Origin of the sequence: Ruminococcus sp. HUN007, assembly GCF_000712055.1 — a bacterium.
Lineage (GTDB): Bacteria > Bacillota > Clostridia > Oscillospirales > Ruminococcaceae > HUN007.
Genome location: NZ_JOOA01000002.1, coordinates 487,857 through 506,139, shown reverse-complemented (window position 1 = coordinate 506,139; position 18,283 = coordinate 487,857). Strand labels below are relative to the sequence as shown.

The window sequence follows — 18,283 nt, the reverse complement described above, 5'->3', positions numbered from 1 at the left end:
TGGTTTAGATATATGTCCGTTCATACCGGCGTTCATACATTCGGTCACGTTTTTCCGAAAACGCATCTGCCGTCATGGCAATGATAGGTATGGACGACGCCCACCGGTTATCGAGTGTGCGTATCTCTTTTGCAGCTTCGATACCGTTAAGTTCCGGCATCTGAATATCCATAAAGATAAGATCGTAGCTTTCTTCTGCCGCCGATCTCATTTTTTCCACGCATACGCGACCGTTTTCAGCGCGTTCAGTCGTGATACCGTACATGCCGAGGAGAGTCGAAATGATCTCCCAGTTTACGTCAAAATCCTCGGCAACCAGAATATTCATTCCCTGCAGATCAGAATCGTCATTTTCAGACTTCATTTTTTCTTTCTGCTGTTCTGCGGCTGGAATGTCAAGAATTACTGTAAATGTCGTTCCTTTTCCCGGTGCGCTCGTGCAGTCGATGGTTCCTTCCATCAGATCGACCATCTGCTTTGTGATGGCGAGTCCGAGTCCGGTTCCCTGAATGTTGTTCACACGGCTGTCGGTCTGGCGCGTGAACGGCTGATACATGGTTTCCATGTACTCCGGAGTCATGCCTATACCGGTGTCGGATACTTTATAGGTAAGCCGCACGCATCCGGGCTTTTCACTTTTTTCCTCATACACCGAAGCAGTGACGCGTCCGCCTGATTCTGTGTATTTCACAGCGTTGGAAAGAATGTTTATAAAAATCTGATTCAGTCTGAGCGCATCTGCATAGAGAAATTCGGTCTCTATATTGCTTAAGGTGATGTCAAAGTCTATTTTCTTTTCCTTTATCATCGGCTGCAGAATATTCTCAAGATTTTCGACCGTTTCGATAATCGAGAAGGTCTGCGGACTGAGTTTCAGTTTTCCGCTTTCAACTTTTGAAATATCAAGTATATCATTGATCAGTGTGAGCAGATGATTGCTCGCAAGCGTGATTTTTTCAAGATTTTCCTTCACGGCATCCGCGTCATCAGGATTTCTTTTCATGATCTCCGTAAGACCGGTTATCGCGTTCATCGGCGTCCGGATGTCATGAGACATTGCCGAGAGAAAATCAGTTTTTGCCTTGCTTGCCGATGCAGCTTCCTTTGCCGTCTCTTTAAGTTTCTGATTGAAGCGGAGCATGACTGCGAGATCGAATAAAAACAGGATCAGAAGACCTGCGGAAACAATGCATACGAGCAGCCAGTTTTCAGTTCTGACATGCAGCTCCTTAACCGGCAGAAAGCTGAGAAGTGCCCATCCTGCCTTCGTGTCGATCGGCGTATATGCAAGTATGCATTCATCACCGCGGGAATTGCGCATGGAAACAGAGCCGGTGGAAGCAGTGATTTTTTGTACGAGTTCTTTTGATTCGGCAGGACCGGCAGCATTGTATGATCTGTAAAACTCAAAGAAATTGGAGTTTTTGAAGGAATGGCCCTTGATTATATAATTGCCGTTCGCATCGATCATGGAAAGCTCGGCGTTTTCGTATTCCTCCTGCGGGAAGATCCATTTCTGCTCCAGCTCCGAGACCGGAAGCACACGAAGCAGAACAGCTTTCTTAAGATCTCCGGTTTCCGGATTGCGAAGGTTAATGAAATTGCAGAATGCCAGAGACTGTTCACCGTTTACCGGATTGGTATATGCACGGGAAATATTAATGGATTCCCCGATGTCCGATATCCAGCTTAAATCATTCAGAAAATCCATGCGCTTGTAGGAAACGGTGTAATCACCGGAGTCATCCGGCCGTGCTTTTGTAGACAGTCCGGACAGCGTATCAAGGTACACAATATGTGCAGAAGCGTTTGGAAGCACGTGAGATATGCGTATGAATGAAACGGCATCTTCAATAGTCATATTACGGCCGTTGATATATCTTGCCCACACGTCGCAGATGCGCTGTTCTCCTTCAAGATAATTCTCAGTGACACGCTCCATGGAAATCGTGGTGTTCTCAAAATGTTCTACCTGTATCCGTGCCGTCTGTCTGCTCTGAAGGTTTGAATACAGAACAACAAAGATCAGCATTACTGTCATAATGAACACGTTAGCGGTAATAACAAAAGTCTTTTTCATAACGTATTCTGCTCCCCGTATCATATTAAAGCCGTTCCGGTCTGTGATCCGTCCCGGATACCGTGTGCCCGGCCGGCTGATGTTTTAAAAATAAAAAAAGCCAAAGGATCAGGAAATGATTCTCTGGCTGTTATGCGAATAAATATAAATCTTTATAATCCCCGATCGTGTATATCCCATTTAAATATCCCTTTAATTACAGATTATCATAATTCTTTTCATGTGTCAATACTTTTTCACGTATTTTATAAAACATCTCCGGCAAGGAACGGTGAAGGATCAAGACCTGCGATGATCTGGTTTGTGAGTTCTGTATCATTACATATAATAGTAATGGTCACGTGATAGCGAAGCTCAGGATTGCATATAACCACATTTGTCATCTTTCTTTTTGCAGGTATTTCGCAGATCAGACCGTCGAAATTACTGCCGTGATAGTAATAAGGAGTCTCCATATTTATGACGGTCTTTTTGCCGTATGCCTCAAAATTGAAAATCAGCAGATCCTTTAAGTGCAGGTTCCGGCAGCACTCAGCGTTGAATTTATCACGGATATAAACTATCTTGTCTATCATATTGTCAGGCTTTTCTATACCTAAATTTTTGAAATAATGTTCATAATCCTTATCGCTGAACGGTTCCTTTATATCTGATGAAAATTTGTAATCTTCGCTTAACGACTGAACAAAGACGGTAAGCGTATCGCTTTTGAACGGAGTACTGCCGCCTGTGCCGGGGAGTTTAGGATTGTTAATGTGTTCTTTTGGAGCTCTTATGTTAATGCCGTGAGCAGTACGTGTGACAAAATCAGCAGGTACACTTACATCTGTGAGCGGATAATCAGTCATAGTGTCATCTATTCCCGGATAAACAACACGGTAAAACGATGGATTGTGTGACACTATAAGCAGGAACACAGTGATAAGAAGAATTAAGGAGATGAGAACTGTAAGAGTTATTTTTAATATTTTACGTATCATACATGTACCGCCTTTTCGATTATTATGGTGATTCATTTTTTACTGATAAGCTCAGATATTCAAGCGATTTCAGTTTTCCCGGAACGAGCATAGAGCCTGTTTCATCGATGTGTATGAAATTATTATATCAATTAGCTTTATACATGTCAAGAAAATTTAATTTTCAGATAAAATACTGACAACCGGCACAGTTAAAAAGGTCCCGGCACATTGCGTGCAGGGACCTTTTCTTTATTATTTAGAAACCAGCATTTCCTTTATGAGGCAGAAGTCAATGATTGTGATTTTTCCGTCTTCGTTAAGGTCGGCAGCAGATGAGTCTGTCAGATCTCCTGTGCCGAGGAAATATTTCTGCATCATGAGAACGTCAGATGCGTTGAATGAATCGTCGGCATTGACATTGCCCTTTATGGCAGCCGGTTCTGAAGGTTCGTAAGGTTCTGAAGGAGTGCCCGGTGTTACTGTCGCTTCAGTCTTTCCGTATGCCTTGTGCTGCATTCTGCCTGAATAGTTCTTTACGTCATCCCTTGCTTTGTCAGGTGTGGAAGGGGAGTAACTGTACATTTTTAAGTCGAAGTTGTCGTAGGCAGCACCGCCAGATTTAAGATTTGCTATCGATGCATTTTCACTGCGTGATGAAACGATCCTGTAAGCAAGTCCGCTTCCCATTTTACAGCCGTCAAACTTGTCGTTAAATGACTTGATGGTTCCGGAATATGCATCCTTTCCCATGTTTACAGCGTCGAGCGGGAGGTTTACATTTTCATAGTAGTTGCTTTCGGAAAATACCTTTGAGTTGTACGAAGCTCCGATGCCGTATTCTGTATTACCGTAGAAATAATTGTTGTATGAATGAACATGTGCATTTCTTACACGCGGATTACGTGATGCTGTTGAATTGAACCAGTTGTGGTGATAGGTTATGTAATCCTGCATATGAGTTTCGCCGCCGCCTACCAGCGATGTCTTGTGGCATTTTACGAACTGGTTGTACGAGAGCGTTACATATTCGGACCACTTGATATCAGCAGATCCGTCACCTTCAGCCTTGTCGCTGTCAACTGTTCCGTTTCCGGCAAATGCATTATATCCGGATTCGAGGGTGTTGTTGTGTATCCACATGTGATTTGACTTGTCTGATGAGTCACCGGTCATGGAAATACCGTCGTCAGGATATTTTCCGAGCCAGAGGTTCCTTACTTCGCATGAAGAACATCTCTTCATTTCAAAGCCCCACTTGTCAAGTGCCGTATCATATCCGATACCTTCAATAGTTACGTTTTTAGCGTGCTGGAGATAGAGCATTGAGGAACCGTCATTCTGCTTTCCGTCATTTGCCTTTGCTCCGGAAGGTACGCCGATAGTGCCGATAAATCTGAACACTACATTTTCAGGCTTTGCACTGTAGAAAATATTGTAGAGTCCGGTCTTGCCGTTGTATGTGACCGTATCTTTGTTTGAGTTATTTACGTAGATAACAGTAACTCCTGACTTAAGCGTTCCGTCGTTGTTGTATGCACCTACACCTGATGAGTAGTTCCAGTGAGCATATCCGCTTCTGTCGTGGCTCATCGGAGTTACACTGAATGATGCTTTTCCTGATGAACCCTCGATAAGTACATCGTAGGAAACGCCGCCTTTAAGTCCCGGTATATCAACGCGGTTTCCTCTTATAAGCTGTGAATCTGCCTGTGTGTATGTTGAGGCCGATGATTCCTTGTATGATACCTTGATACTGTTTCCGAGTTTGCTCTGATCCCATTCGGCAAAAGCTGTTTCGAACCAGCCGCCGCAGAGTGTTACGGCGTCACTCGCATTCTGCGTGCTGCCGCTCTGAGGTGTGCTTTCCGAAGGTGTATTTCCGGACTGACCGGATGAGTTCATAAACGAAGGAGTCCAGCCCTTCATGTAGTTTACAGGTTTTACTGTAGAAGCGTCTGATGCGGAAAGTGTGTGTCCCTTACGCTGTGAAAGGTCAACGCCTGAACCGTTTGCAAGCTTTGTTCCGTATTCCTTGAATCCGGCTACAGTCTCAGGTTCCACTCCGGACATTTTTGTCCAGCCTGCAGGAAGAATAAGGTTTCCGTTGTCAAGTACTGTGTTAAGGAACATTACCTTTGCAGAGTCGCGCCATGGTCTGCCGAGATATCCTGCAGTCTGCTTCAGTGAAGAATTTGCAGTTACTCTGCAGTTCCAGAAAAGATAACCCGAGTCATCGTTTTCTTCATCTCTTTCAGCGGTTATATATCCTGAATATCCCTTGTCGCTGTATCCGTAGAAACAGAGTTCACACTGATCAAACACAGCCGATGAATCGCCGAAGATGTAGTCGGTGTTGCCTTCAATGTGACAGTTTTTGTAGTACTGCGGTCTGCTTCCTGTATAAAGTGTGTCCTGACTGGAAAGAAAACGGCAGTTTAAGAATTCCGCATATGCAGTATCTGCTGAAAGTGCGGCTGCTCTTTCGGTAGCTGCTTTTGAACGTGCATCAGTGGATGAGGTACGTACCTGAGAGATGTTAGTGACTGATGTATCATGTGTGAGCTCAACACCGTCACGTATTTCTTCTTCAGTGATGTATCTGTTGAATGAATTCTCAAATGTTATGTCCTTGGCCTTGAAGTACGACGCTGATGGACGAAGCTGAACGGTTGCGCCCCAGCGGTAGGAAGGCGTGTTCTTGGTGCTCTTCTGTTTTGCTGAGTTTGCGTCGTAGTATCCGCCTGAGCCTACGCTGTAGTATTTATAGCCGATGCCGTAATACCAGGTGAGTACTACGTCCTTTGAAGGTTCGTCATTTACAAAGGAAATGTACGGTGTCTGGACTATGACCTGTTCACGGTACGTTCCCGGTGCAATGTGGATGGTAACACGGTCTGATTCACTTCCCGGTTTAATTCCGGCGGCCTTGTCAACGGCCTGCTGAACAGTGCTGAAATTATTCTGCTTTGAAGGATAACCAACATAAAGGTCGGTTCCTCCTGCAGCTCTGACCGGCATGACAAACAGCTGGCAGATAAACAGAGCCACAGCAGTAAGTACAGCACCTGTACTTTTTACGATTTTTTTCATTCGTATCCTCCTGTCATTGAGTGTTTAACTTTATATACGATCCCGTATGCGTATTTACCGTCACGGGATAAATACACATCTCATACACTGTGATTATAGCACAGTTTTTTTAAACAAACAATGACGAATAATACGATTATGCATATATTCTTTAAAGTACTATATGTTAATAAAATCTCCGTCAGCCGAAGTTTTTTAAAAAATCCGCGTATAGCATCTGCCATCGAGTCGGTGCGGCCGGTAAAGCAGTGATCAGCACCGGGGATCGGAACAAGGACAGCGTCGGCGTAAAGTGCGGCGGCTTTTTCTGCGCAGGAGAACGGAACAGTCTCGTCGCTGTCGCCGTGAACGATAAATACTTTACCCTTGTACTTTGCTATGGCATCTTCGGGATGTATCATCTGAGCGACGCGTATGTAGTCACCTGAGAGTTCACGTCCGTTTACGAATATGCTTTCCGGAATGTGTTCAGGATCAAATGAGGTTCCGAGCATGGAGCCGCTTCGTGCATTTTCCGGGATCACCCAGGCAGGGGAGAGCGGGAGGATGGCTTTGAGATCATCGGGACACATGCCGCCTATGAGCATTGTCAAAAGTCCGCCCTGTGAATGTCCGCACATGTACAGGTCAGTAACAAAATCGAGTTTCTTTGCATAAGCGACCACTGTGAGTGCGTTTGTGATCCATTTGAAAAGAGTGTGATCCCTGAATTTGCCGTCACTGCTGCCGTGGCCGTACATCTCGGCACGGAGTACGGAAATGCCGGAATCAAGAAGGGCTTTTTCTGCTGCGATTATATGTTCTTCTTCCATATGTCCGGTAAATCCGTGTACAAGTATACAGAGCGGCCCCTTGTCCGCGCCTTCAGGACGATCGAGTTTTGCGTGAAGACGGATGCCGTCGCTGTCTATAAAGAATTCTTTCATTATTTACCTCCCTGTTTGAAGTTCTTTTATTTTAGGAAACACTGATTAAACCGGAATCCGGCGAAGCCGGATTTCCAAAGGTGGGATTTATGGGGCTTCGCCCCTGACCCCCACGCTGATTTATGAATAAATCAGCGTTTCCTTAATAATTGGTTTTGCCTTCGAGGTTCCGGTATTCGTCGAAAAGATCAAGACATTCTTTTCGGTCGAGTTCCTCGCATATATCTGCAGGGGAAAGATAAAACTCCCTGTCACGGAAACCGATGGAATCCGTATCTGCGATATTGCAGCCGTAGTATACTTTTCTTATGTTCGCCCAGCGGATAGCTCCGAAACACATCGGACATGGTTCAGCAGTCGTGTAGAGTTCGCATCCGTTTAAGTCAAATGTGTCCAGAGCTTTGCTTGCAGCCCTTATGGCCATTACTTCGCCGTGGCAGGTCGGGTCTTTGCGCTTTATAACTTCGTTGTGACCACGGCCTATTACCTTTCCGTCTTTTACTATGACGCAGCCGAAGGGACCGCCGTGTCCGGAACGTATTCCGTTTTCGGCTTCCTCAACTGCCATTCTCATAAATTCATTCATATATTTATCCTCGTAATATGATCCCGGCAAAACGGCCGACGGATCATTTTTTTATGAAAACCTGCAGTGCCATATGATCAGCTCATTGCCGTATTCTTTGCTCATCCTGCAATGTCTTCAAGTGCATCAGTGTCGGTGATTATGATCTTTCCGCGCTGGTTCTGAATGTATCCTTCCGCGGCAAAGCGCTTGAGCATACGTGCAACTACCTCGCGGGCGGTATTTATCTCTGTTGCAATGGTTTCCTGTGTGATGTTAAGGGTATCCGATCCGGTGCGGTCAGATTCTTCAAGCAGGAAAGAGGCAACACGGCTGTCGATGCTTTTAAAGATTATCTGCTGGATGACCCACATTGAGTCGGAAAGAGCCTTTGATGTCTGCTCGTACATATGACAGCGGACGTAGATATTGTCCTTTATTATCCTTCCGAAAACCGCGGCAGGTATAATAAGTATCTCAGTTTTTTCTGCAGCGGAAAGTTCGTTGTGGAAGCTTATCTGTTCCATTACACATGAAGCGGAGATCACGCAGGTATCGCCTGCAAGCACATGGAAGAGCGTTACCTCCCTGCCTTCTTCGGAAAGAAGATAAAGTCTCACATTTCCGCTTATAACGTATACAAGACCGACGCACTGTTTGTCGCAGGTGTGTATCATCTGTCCTGCATCGTATTTCTGAATGACTGCCGAAGTGACTACCAGATCCTGTTCCTGTCTGGTGAGCTTTTCCCAGAACGGCAGCTTTTTAAGTATCTCTTCCATTGACCGAACCTCTTTTCATATGTATCAGTTTTTATTATTGTAATTATATCATTTTTACCTGCTTTAATCAATTGAAAATTTTTTCTGTAATATGACTAAGTCACAGAACTTTATCCCCGGTTATGATATTATAGTGACAGAAGATAAGAGAAAACAAAAAAAAACTCTTATCAGAAAAGCTTAAGAAAACGATGATTTATCATAAATCATCGTGGAATCAAATAAATCATTCAATCTTAAACAGGGGGTAACTGCTATGAAAAAATTTGAACAGTGGAACGGATTCAAGGGTCGTCTCTGGACAGAGGAAGTAAATGTAAGAGACTTCATCCAGAACAACTACACACCTTACGACGGCGATGCATCCTTCCTCGAAGGACCGACTGAAGCTACTGAAAAGCTCTGGAACAAGCTCAGCGCTTTACAGATCGAAGCAAGAAAAAAAAGGCGGTGTCCTCGACTGCGAAACTGAGGTCGTAACAAGCCTTATAGCATACGGTCCGGGATATATCGACGAGTCAATGAAGGACCTTGAACAGATCGTAGGTCTTCAGACAGACAAGCCGTTAAAGAGAGCATTCATGCCGTACGGCGGCATCAAGATGGCCGAACAGGCAGCTGAAAGCTACGGCTACAAGATAAATCCTAAGTTCGACCAGATCTTCAATGAATACCACAAGACACATAACCAGGGCGTTTTCGATGCATACACACCTGAGATCAGGGCAGCAAGAAACAGCCATATAGTTACAGGCCTTCCGGATACATACGGACGCGGACGTATAGTCGGCGACTACAGAAGAGTTGCTCTTTACGGTATCGACTTCCTTATAAAGGAAAAGGAATACGACAAGGCAAACTGCGGCGACGGTACAATGACTGATGACGTTATCCGCCAGCGTGAAGAACTTTCAGACCAGATCAGAGCACTTCAGGGTATGAAGAAGATGGCTGAGATCTACGGATACGATATTTCTGAACCTGCAAAGAATGCGAAGGAAGCAGTTCAGTGGCTCTACTTCGGATATCTGGCAGCCATCAAGACACAGAACGGTGCAGCAATGTCAGTAGGACGTGTGTCAACATTCCTCGACATCTACATCCAGCGTGACCTTAAGGCAGGAACGATCACTGAAAAGGAAGCACAGGAACTTATCGACCATATGGTAATGAAGTTCAGAATGGTCAAGTTCGCAAGAATCCCTTCATACAACGACCTCTTCTCAGGCGACCCGGTATGGGCAACACTTGAAGTAGGCGGCATCGGAGTTGACGGCCGTCACATGGTAACAAAGAACGACTTCCGTTTCCTCCACACACTCGAAAACATGGGACCTTCACCGGAACCTAACCTCACAGTTCTCTACTCAAAGGATCTTCCGGAAAACTTCAAGAAGTACGCTTCATACATCTCAGTAAAGACAAGTTCTATCCAGTACGAGAACGATGACGTTATGAAGCCGGTATGGGGCGATGACTACTCGATCTGCTGCTGCGTATCTGCTACACAGACAGGCAAGGAGATCCAGTTCTTCGGTGCCCGTGCAAATCTCGCAAAGGCACTCCTCTACGCTATCAACGGCGGTATCGATGAAAAGCTCGGCAAGCAGATTGCTCCGGCATATCAGCCGATCACTTCCGAATATCTTGACTACGATGAAGTTATGAAGAAGTACGACGTAATGCTTGAATGGCTCGCAGGTATCTATGTAAACACACTGAACCTCATCCACTACATGCACGACAAGTACTACTACGAAGCAGCAGAAATGGCTCTTATCGATACAGATGTAAGACGTACATTTGCAACAGGTATTGCAGGATTCTCACATGTTATCGACTCACTTTCAGCTATAAAGTACGCTAAGGTAAAGGTTATCCGCGGCGATGTAGAAGTGAAGGACAAGCAGGGCAACGTAGTCGATGTGGCAAAGAACATCGCTCTTGACTACGAAGTTGAGGGAGATTTCCCGAGGTACGGAAACGATGATGACCGTGCAGACCAGATCGGTGTTGATCTTCTTAAGACTTTCCTTGCAAAGATAAAGAAAAGACATACATACAGGAACTCAGAACCTACAACATCTATCCTCACTATCACATCAAACGTGGTTTACGGACGTGCTACAGGTGCTCTTCCTGATGGAAGAAAGGCCGGCGAACCATTCTCACCTGGCGCAAATCCAAGCTACGGTGCAGAAAAGAACGGACTTGTTGCATCTCTCAATTCAACAGCCAAGATCCCTTACGAATGGGCACTTGACGGAATTTCAAATACACAGAGCATCAATCCGGATGCCATAGGCAGAACTGAGGAAGAACGCGTTACAAACCTCGTACATGTTCTCGACGGATACTTCTCACAGGGTGCACATCACCTCAACGTGAACGTATTCGGCAGAGAATATCTCGAAAAGATCATGGAGGATCCGACAAATCCTGAGTACGCTAACTTCACGATTCGTGTATCGGGCTACGCTGTCAAGTTCGTCGATCTTACAAGGGAACAGCAGCTCGACGTTATTGCAAGAACATTCCATTCAACAAGATAATTCCTGATATACTCCCTGGTACGAAACAGGCTGCGTGACTTATGCCGCGCAGCCTGTTTTCATGCAATAAAAGTGAGTAAAAATAAGAACATGAGCAAAAATCATAAAAAACATTGACTTTTAAGAAAATTTATTGTAAAATTATTATAATAAGTATTTGAGTATAACTTTGCAGTAAAGGAGGAACAGTTAATGAGTCGTATAATGATTGAAGACGCAGGAAGAAAAGAATTTATTTTTGATAATGAAATAACAGTTGTTGCAGCAGTGAAATATACTTGCGATGGTGAAACCAGATGGCTGCTCAATAACTGTTCGGACGGTACTTCGTGTTTCCATGAATCAGAGGAAAATATTTTTGAATATTTTTCTGAATGTGAGTCGCTTGCCGGACAGGAGCTTATGGACTTTATAAAGATCGTGGAAAGCACCGTGACTGATAACTTTTTCGGCTTTGATTTTGATGACGGCGACAATGATGCAATAATCGAGGCACTTTCGGAAGTCCCTGAGGATGATGTTACAGCACTCCTGAAATATCTGATGAATCTTACAGTCTGTGATAATGATGAAACAGATGAGATCATAGAATGGGGGGTAGGAAAATATTCTGACGAGATCTATGAAGTTGACTGCGATTTTTCCGGAATGACTGCTGAAGAGAAATTCCGTTACCGCCTCAGACTGGAAACTGACATTGCCCACGATACTGTATTTCACTATATAAATATTGACGATTATGACAGGAACAAAAAAATCTTAAAAAAGCTGGTTCCTGAAGTAGATGATGATGACTATCTTATCTGGAAGGAAAAGTTCTTTGATGAGCAGCTCAAACTTATTGATAAGGAAAAAATAATAACATGTACCTATTCATTTTCCGGCATCGGTCACTACGCTGATGTAATGCACGAAGATGACTACGATGTATTTCTGGATTTTATCGCAGAAAACGGTTCTGCTGCCATGGAAGGAACCAGAAAAGCAACTGATGACGAAGTCAGACTTTACATTGCACTTAATGTAGATGTTGCGTGAAAATGCTGACTGAAAATACAAAAGGGTAATAGTCATTGCGATAAAAGCAAAGACTGTTACCCTTTTTGTATTATTTATCTTTTGTTCTACAGTTTATTTTTTCTCTGTAAGTGCGGCTTTTATCAGCAGCCCCAGAAGCGGTACATTTCGAAATACACTATCGCAGAAACGCATATTACACTGCAGACAGTATTGATGATGCAGACCGTTTTCTTTATTTTATCTTTATCTTTTAAAGCGGATCTTACCGCAGCGATTGCTGAAACAACACATACAGCCGCGCATATGATCTGACAGGTGCCGAAGACGGTCATTGCTGCCTCCGGAAGACCACCCAGGAATTTCAATGTGTACACGTAACTTGTAAGCAGAAGAATTACTGAAACAAGTATCGCTGTTTCTCCGGCAGTTATAACACCTGAAGTAAGTGACTGTTTTTTGAGTTTACGAACTTTGAAACGGATACGGAGCATGTAAAACGATGCGACTGCGGTAAGTCCGTAGGCAGCAAGGAGAGCCAGTGCGAAAAGATAACTGCCAGTATGTATCAGTTCTTCACTTTGTATAAGCAGCCCCCAGTCGCCGTTTTCGTAGTTTCTGACTGAAGATAACTGACCGCTTTCACCGGCTTCAATAACATACAGACCGTCATTCAGTTTTCTTAAATTAGTATCACCAAGTTCATCTGCAGAAATTGCTGTCAGAGTATTTTGGAATTTCATCAGTCCTTTGAAAACTCCGCGTGAGATCAAATAATATCCTTTTATATCAATTTTATCATCTGTTTCGGAAATATATTTGTCTTTCGGAAAATGTCCGAAGACCAGTGACGGTGCGTTTTCAGTTACCAGGTTGCCGCCGTACTGATTTACCATAACGACAAATCCTATCTTTGATACCGGATCAAATTTCATATCAGCTTCTCCGAAAAGTGTTGAACCACCGTGACCGTAAACACGTACTTCACGTTCCTCCGGCCAGAAGCCGTGACAGTTTTCCGGAATGTCCGAATCACCGTAAAAAGCTGTTCCCTCAAACATCAGCTTCTGAGTCTCCGGATTTTTGAAAAGCGGTGCATCATCATTTACAAATGCCTGCGCATAGGTCCTTAAGTCCGCTAAAGTTCCTGCTGCTGCTCCGGCAGGGTAGCAGGGAATGTAGTAAAGACAGTTTCCTTCGTCAACAGATTCAAAGAACATAGTTGAATAGCTGTGCATTTCCTTTCGCTTTTCGAAAACGTAAGCGTTGTCGCTGTGGTTCGGATTCAGTGAAGTGTGTTCCATTCCGAGAACGTTGAAAATGTTCTCGTGAACATAGTCACAGAAATCTTCGCCCGTTATGCATTCGACCACATATCCCGCCACAGCAGCACCGTAGTTCGAGTAGGCGGTAACTTTTCCCGGACGGAAAACCTGCGCCGGTTCGATTTCTTTAAGAGCTTCTCCCAGCGGCTTTATATCCTTTTCGTCTTTTACCTGGATAGCTTTCGTTGTTTCCTGCCATCCAGCATTATGATTCATAAGGTTCATCATTGTGATCGGATCGTCGTATGTGAGATTCTTAAAGAATCCTTCCGGAAGATATTCACGGATGTCCTTGTCAAGATCTATACGCCCCTGTTCATAAAGCTGCATAACGCTTACCCAGATGAGTGTTTTCGAAATGCTGCCCCATTCGTAAACTGATGTTTCATCAGCGGCGATGTGTTTTTCCTTGTTCACTTCACCGAAATAACCGGTGTATAGCTCTTCGTTACCTTTGAATATACTGATCTCGGCTGATGCGAAGTCCAGAATATCTTCAGTAGCTTTACAGTCTGAGGCTATTGTAGAGATCACTTCTTTCAGTGTTTTGCCTGATGGCAGTGTAATATCATTTTCAGGAATTTCTTCAGCTGAAATGTTTACAGGAAATGAAAGCATAAGTCCTGCACACAAAGCAGCAGTCATGCGTTTAAACAGATTTTTCATTTTATCACCCCAGATCCTTTTCCTCATACTCAAGTCTTGTGCATGTGTAACTGAAAGTAAGACTCATAAATCCTAAGCATAGTGTAAAAACAGTCAGGAAAACTCCTTTTCCGGCATGAGCAAGATTTGCAAAAAGCTGAAGTATTACAGCCAGAGCTGTTGTTACCGGAATAATGCCTGTTACGACGAGTATAAAAAGTAATATTCCGAAAAATATAATAACTACAGCAATTTTTTCTTTTTTAGAGTTTTTATTTGATGTCATATCCAGATCTGCTTTTAATCTTGCAGGATCTTTGAAATAGGCACGGAGCTGCATTCCTAAAGATAATAATCCTACGGCAAAAGCAAGGCAGTATATCATGCTGAAAAACAACAGCGGTGAAAAGCCGAGACGTTCTGAAATCACTTTAAGAAAATCGGCGTCTTCATCTCCGAGGATCAATGTGTAAAGTTTTATTTTTTCTGATAAAAGCATAAGAACATAGACCACAAGACCGACTATAAAATATGTACCTGCGGCAAACAGAAATCTTGCGTTTACAAGATCACTGCGCCGTATCGGAAGAATAAAGGGGAGCTTTTCACTGTGATATTTTATCTCGTTGGAAAAAAGTGCGGGTACGACGAAGACTCCAAGCAGAAACGGTCCGTACAGACCGGCTATCGGTGAAACAAGAAATCCGGTTCCGAGAAAGAATACGGCTGTTATTACTATAAGGGAAGTCATCGAGTTTTTACCGCCTCTTATATTTGTAAGGTCTGATTTTATTATTTTTCTGATTACAGTAAGATCCATGATTATCCCTCCTCATAGCTCTTTTGCCGATACTTTTCCGGCGGTTATTTCTCCGAGCAGCAGGCAGATCATAAACAGCAGTGTGTTCAGAGAGATGCCGGCGGTAAGTGTCTTTAAATTGCGGATCTTTTCGAAATCCACCTGTATTATGTCATGACTTCCGAGTGCTGTCAGGGTCGTAACAACTGCTGTTACGGTCAGGAGTAATACCATGATGCTCTTAATATCATTTTCGTGTCCGAAGATCTGTCCGGTGAATTCCATGTAGAGGAAAGCAAAACATGAAATCGAAAAAACGGTGAAGATGATCATGCACGGAGAGCGGAATTCTGATGAAAAAGCATTTTCGATCATCTGCAGACTTGCACTGCCCTGATTAGGAAGAAATCTGTATGCCTTCAGAGTGAAAGCCGGTTTTAACAGTAAAAGCGCGATCATTTCCGGTATGAAATGAAGCATGAATATATACAGAAAACGTCCGCGGGTTATGTTTTTTCTTTTTACCGGAAGAATTCCGTAGAGTTTATGAAACTCAGATTTCTCAGCAACGCTTGTAAGCGGAAGTATAAAGCATATGGACGTCAGTATCAGAGCGGCTGCACAGCCCGGACCGAAAAGGAATGCTCCTGATACAGACAGGGCAGCAAGGAAAACTGCCGGAAAATATCCGGTATCTGCGGCGGTTAAGAAATCAAACCGCATTATTTTCAGCATGTCTTTCATTCTTATCCTCCTTTGCTATGTAGACCAGGATGTCGTCGAGGTTAGCCTTTTCATATTCCAGGGAATCCGGAAGTCCTGCCAGATCGTCGGTTTTTATTAATGCTTCGAAGCCGTTCCGGTATGCGTGGAAGCCGATGAGTTTATCTTTTACCGTTTCCGGAATATCTTCTTCCGCGCCCTTTAAAACTGCATAGCTTTCCGCAAGTGCGTTGAGTTCGCCGGTAAACCACACTTTTCCGTTGTGGAGTATAGTTACGTAGTCGGCTATACGCTCAACGTCTGCAGTGATATGCGTTGAAAAAAGCACACCGCGGTTTTCATCTTCAATGTATTCCGAAAGAATGTCCAGCAGTTCATCACGGGCCACCGGATCAAGTCCGCTTGTTGGTTCGTCCAGTATAATGAGCTCTGCCTTGTGGGAGAGGGCAACGGCTATCATCAGTTTCATCTTCATGCCCTTTGAAAACTCGCCGACCTTCTTGTTGTCAGGAAGTTCAAAACTTTTAAGGCGCTTAAAGAACTCATCGCTCTGCCAGTCATTGTAAAACGGCTTTAACTGCTTTTCTATCTGTTTTGCAGTAAGATGTTCCGCAAGATAAAGGCTGTCGAAAACCACGCCGGTACGCTGTTTGATCTCGATAGTGTCATTTACACTGTCAAGACCAAAGACAGATATCTTTCCGCTGTCGGTTTTCGCCATATTGAGTATCGAGCGGATAGTAGTAGTCTTGCCGGATCCGTTCTGGCCGACAAATCCCATTATGTAGCCCTTTGGAAGGGAAAAGCTTACGTCTTTCAGAGCAAAATCCCCGTATGATTTATTAAGGCCGTTGATTTCAAGAATGTTTTCCATTGTCATCCCTCCATAAATTTCTTAAGCGCCTCTATGATCTCCTCGTCAGAAAGTCCGGCATTTCTGCCGCTTGTTACGGCTTTTTCAAGTCCTTCCTCCATTTCGAACAGCATTCGCTCCTTCAGGAGTTCGTTGTTTCTCGGAGAAACGAAATAGCCCTTGCCGGCCACCGAGATGATGAAACCTTCCTCAGCAAGATCGTTGTAGGCTCTTGTTGTTGTGATTACGCTTATCTTCAGATCACGGGCAAGCTGACGGATAGACGGAAGCTGTTCGTCTTCCTTTATGGTCCCGTCAAGTATCTGTGTCTTCATTTGCTCCTCGATCTGTTCATAGATAGGCAGTTCTGATTTGTTTTTTATAATTATTTTCATGAAAATCTCCTTTGACATACTGTGTATATCGGTATATATACAGTATAATCAATGATAACAGTTTTGTCAATAGTTTTTTTATTTTTCCGGAGAAAGTGTTTGTTAAAAACTCTCTTAAAAAGAAACTAGATATATCCAAACCCACGTATTTAGGCGATCGGATATGCCGTTATCATGGACAGGTTCCTTGACTTTTGCCCAGTGTTTGTGGTAAAATGTATCCAATAAAACAAACCGCAAAAAGGGGATAAGATTTATGATAAAGAAAGTTATATCTGCAGTTCTTGCAGTCAGTATCGTTTCATCAGTTTTCATCACAGCATATGCTGCCGATACTGAGAAGGCAAAAAAATATTTCAAACCTGCCGATAAAGCATCTGAAAATCTGGATGTAAACGAAGACGGTGTAGTGAATATACTCGATACTATTTCCATGAAGGAATCAATATACGAAGATCATTCGTACTATAAACATGTTCTGAGTTCATCTGCTTACGAGAAGGATATCAACGATTCCCAGAAACTTAACCGTATGGCTGAAACAGTTGCTGAGATTATAAACGGACTGCTTCGCAGCGATTCTGGTATTCCTGAGGAAAAAGGAAGATCTGTTTCGTTTGATGACGGAAGCGAAACAACAATAACTTAACATCCTGAAACACAGGATCATAGCAGTACATGGCTTTACCCTTATATTAACCCTGCTCACCGAGCAGGGTTTTTTATTGCATTGAATAAGGTGTATTCTGATATTTTTTTAGGATACACCTTATTTATATGTATTATGAGCTATTTTGATAATTAGTGTTGCATTGTTATGCTTAGTGTGATATAATAATTGTATCACACTATACAAAGGAGAGTATTCTATGAAAAAGACAGTATTATTAATATCATCACTTCTTTCGGCTTTTGCTTTAGTTTCATGCGGAACTGCAGCAAAAACTGATAACGGCAGTGCTCAGAACTCTGAAATAGTGCAGGTAACGGAAGCCTATGAAGGATCTTCCGAAGAAACTGCAGCAGAATTAACTGAAGCGGCAGAAGAGTTCAGCATTGAAAATCTCAGCACATTTGAAATAACATCTTCAGACCTTGGTGAAGACGGAAAGTGGAAGGACGATATAGGAAGCCTGAAGAAAAAAGGGAACAATGTTTCTCCGCAGCTTTCATGGGGATCTGTTGAAGGCGCAGGAGAGTACGTTATCTACATGATAGATACAAGTGCCTACAACTGGCTTCACTGGAAGTCCGTAAGCAAGGAAACTGATCTCCCGACAGGCTGGGCACCGGCAGAAGAATACAAAGGCCCGTATCCGCCGGCCGGAACCGGAGACCACAATTATGAAGTCTACGTCTTCGCCCTGAAGGAACCTGCAGAATCCGTTGAAGTAAGATTTGACAATATGAATCAGGAGTTCTTTGAAACGATAAAGTCGCTTGACAACGGCGGCGGAAATGTTATTTCCTATGGACATATTGCAGGGACTTATGCGTTTAATTAATTACCAATTAAATTATTCAGGTGAACCACGTTTTCTGAAAAGAGAGCGTGGTTTTTCTGCATAT

14 protein-coding genes and 1 pseudogene are annotated in these 18,283 nt (G+C 43.5%); 4 read left to right on the top strand and 11 right to left on the bottom strand.

The annotated features are described in order from the left end of the window. Positions 1-4: 4 nt before the first annotated feature. The 6 genes from CC97_RS18680 to CC97_RS06265 all read right to left on the bottom strand — a co-directional run bounded on the left by CC97_RS18680 (position 5) and on the right by CC97_RS06265 (position 8,405). Entirely contained in the window at positions 5-2,080 is a 2,076-nt protein-coding gene (locus CC97_RS18680) for an ATP-binding protein (protein ID WP_197021834.1), read from the bottom strand. A 245-nt stretch (positions 2,081-2,325) separates the two neighbouring features. Further along, positions 2,326-3,060, bottom strand: a complete 735-nt coding sequence (locus CC97_RS06285) for a hypothetical protein (RefSeq protein ID WP_044974284.1) — start codon at positions 3,058-3,060, stop codon at positions 2,326-2,328. Positions 3,061-3,294: 234 nt separating this feature from the next. Next, positions 3,295-6,132 carry a pectinesterase family protein gene (locus tag CC97_RS18675; RefSeq protein ID WP_049962730.1) on the bottom strand — a complete coding sequence of 946 codons (2,838 nt, stop codon included), beginning with the start codon at positions 6,130-6,132 and terminating at the stop codon, positions 3,295-3,297. An 80-nt stretch (positions 6,133-6,212) separates the two neighbouring features. Continuing rightward, positions 6,213-7,058: an alpha/beta fold hydrolase gene (locus CC97_RS06275; protein WP_081850010.1), complete on the bottom strand. Its 846-nt coding sequence runs from the start codon at positions 7,056-7,058 to the stop codon at positions 6,213-6,215. Positions 7,059-7,200: 142 nt separating this feature from the next. After that, positions 7,201-7,644: a nucleoside deaminase gene (locus CC97_RS06270; RefSeq protein ID WP_044974283.1), complete on the bottom strand. Its 444-nt coding sequence runs from the start codon at positions 7,642-7,644 to the stop codon at positions 7,201-7,203. A 101-nt stretch (positions 7,645-7,745) separates the two neighbouring features. Continuing rightward, positions 7,746-8,405, bottom strand: coding sequence for a Crp/Fnr family transcriptional regulator (locus CC97_RS06265; RefSeq protein WP_044974282.1), 660 nt, complete (start codon positions 8,403-8,405; stop codon positions 7,746-7,748). Positions 8,406-8,661: 256 nt separating this feature from the next. On the opposite strand from CC97_RS06265, the pseudogene pflB reads away from it, so the two are divergent. Both pflB and CC97_RS06250 read left to right on the top strand, forming a co-directional pair. Beyond that, positions 8,662-10,957: pseudogene (pflB, locus tag CC97_RS06255) on the top strand (formate C-acetyltransferase). Positions 10,958-11,149: 192 nt separating this feature from the next. Next, entirely contained in the window at positions 11,150-11,995 is an 846-nt protein-coding gene (locus CC97_RS06250) for a hypothetical protein (RefSeq protein WP_044974279.1), read from the top strand. Between the two features lie 122 nt (positions 11,996-12,117). Here the strand turns inward: CC97_RS06250 and CC97_RS06245 are convergent, their stop codons facing one another. The 5 genes from CC97_RS06245 to CC97_RS06225 are packed head-to-tail and all read right to left on the bottom strand — an operon-like array spanning position 12,118 to position 16,714. Further along, on the bottom strand, positions 12,118-13,965 hold the full coding sequence (locus CC97_RS06245; protein WP_049962729.1) for a serine hydrolase domain-containing protein: 1,848 nt from the start codon (positions 13,963-13,965) through the stop codon (positions 12,118-12,120). Between the two features lie 4 nt (positions 13,966-13,969). Further along, positions 13,970-14,764, bottom strand: coding sequence for an ABC-2 transporter permease (locus CC97_RS06240; protein WP_044974278.1), 795 nt, complete (start codon positions 14,762-14,764; stop codon positions 13,970-13,972). Positions 14,765-14,776: 12 nt separating this feature from the next. Beyond that, positions 14,777-15,487: a hypothetical protein gene (locus CC97_RS06235; protein WP_044974277.1), complete on the bottom strand. Its 711-nt coding sequence runs from the start codon at positions 15,485-15,487 to the stop codon at positions 14,777-14,779. Then, positions 15,456-16,340 carry an ABC transporter ATP-binding protein gene (locus tag CC97_RS06230; RefSeq protein ID WP_044974276.1) on the bottom strand — a complete coding sequence of 295 codons (885 nt, stop codon included), beginning with the start codon at positions 16,338-16,340 and terminating at the stop codon, positions 15,456-15,458. The genes CC97_RS06235 and CC97_RS06230 overlap by 32 nt, the downstream gene beginning before the upstream one ends. Positions 16,341-16,342: 2 nt before the next feature. Beyond that, complete coding sequence (locus tag CC97_RS06225) at positions 16,343-16,714, bottom strand: GntR family transcriptional regulator (protein ID WP_044974275.1); 372 nt, start codon at positions 16,712-16,714, stop codon at positions 16,343-16,345. 256 nt (positions 16,715-16,970) lie between these two features. Here CC97_RS06225 and CC97_RS06220 point away from each other — a divergent pair, with 256 nt between their 5' ends. Beyond that, on the top strand, positions 16,971-17,363 hold the full coding sequence (locus CC97_RS06220) for a hypothetical protein (RefSeq protein WP_044974274.1): 393 nt from the start codon (positions 16,971-16,973) through the stop codon (positions 17,361-17,363). Between the two features lie 220 nt (positions 17,364-17,583). Next, positions 17,584-18,219: a YbhB/YbcL family Raf kinase inhibitor-like protein gene (locus CC97_RS06215; protein WP_049962728.1), complete on the top strand. Its 636-nt coding sequence runs from the start codon at positions 17,584-17,586 to the stop codon at positions 18,217-18,219. The last annotated feature ends 64 nt before the right edge of the window (positions 18,220-18,283 follow it).

Coding starts and splice junctions, on each gene's coding strand:
- CC97_RS18680 (WP_197021834.1), bottom strand. CDS start 2,080: ATGAAAAAGACTTTTGTTATTACCGCTAACGTGTTCATTATGACAGTA.
- CC97_RS06285 (WP_044974284.1), bottom strand. CDS start 3,060: ATGATACGTAAAATATTAAAAATAACTCTTACAGTTCTCATCTCCTTA.
- CC97_RS18675 (WP_049962730.1), bottom strand. CDS start 6,132: ATGAAAAAAATCGTAAAAAGTACAGGTGCTGTACTTACTGCTGTGGCT.
- CC97_RS06275 (WP_081850010.1), bottom strand. CDS start 7,058: ATGAAAGAATTCTTTATAGACAGCGACGGCATCCGTCTTCACGCAAAA.
- CC97_RS06270 (WP_044974283.1), bottom strand. CDS start 7,644: ATGAATGAATTTATGAGAATGGCAGTTGAGGAAGCCGAAAACGGAATA.
- CC97_RS06265 (WP_044974282.1), bottom strand. CDS start 8,405: ATGGAAGAGATACTTAAAAAGCTGCCGTTCTGGGAAAAGCTCACCAGA.
- CC97_RS06250 (WP_044974279.1), top strand. CDS start 11,150: ATGAGTCGTATAATGATTGAAGACGCAGGAAGAAAAGAATTTATTTTT.
- CC97_RS06245 (WP_049962729.1), bottom strand. CDS start 13,965: ATGAAAAATCTGTTTAAACGCATGACTGCTGCTTTGTGTGCAGGACTT.
- CC97_RS06240 (WP_044974278.1), bottom strand. CDS start 14,764: ATGGATCTTACTGTAATCAGAAAAATAATAAAATCAGACCTTACAAAT.
- CC97_RS06235 (WP_044974277.1), bottom strand. CDS start 15,487: ATGAAAGACATGCTGAAAATAATGCGGTTTGATTTCTTAACCGCCGCA.
- CC97_RS06230 (WP_044974276.1), bottom strand. CDS start 16,340: ATGGAAAACATTCTTGAAATCAACGGCCTTAATAAATCATACGGGGAT.
- CC97_RS06225 (WP_044974275.1), bottom strand. CDS start 16,714: ATGAAAATAATTATAAAAAACAAATCAGAACTGCCTATCTATGAACAG.
- CC97_RS06220 (WP_044974274.1), top strand. CDS start 16,971: ATGATAAAGAAAGTTATATCTGCAGTTCTTGCAGTCAGTATCGTTTCA.
- CC97_RS06215 (WP_049962728.1), top strand. CDS start 17,584: ATGAAAAAGACAGTATTATTAATATCATCACTTCTTTCGGCTTTTGCT.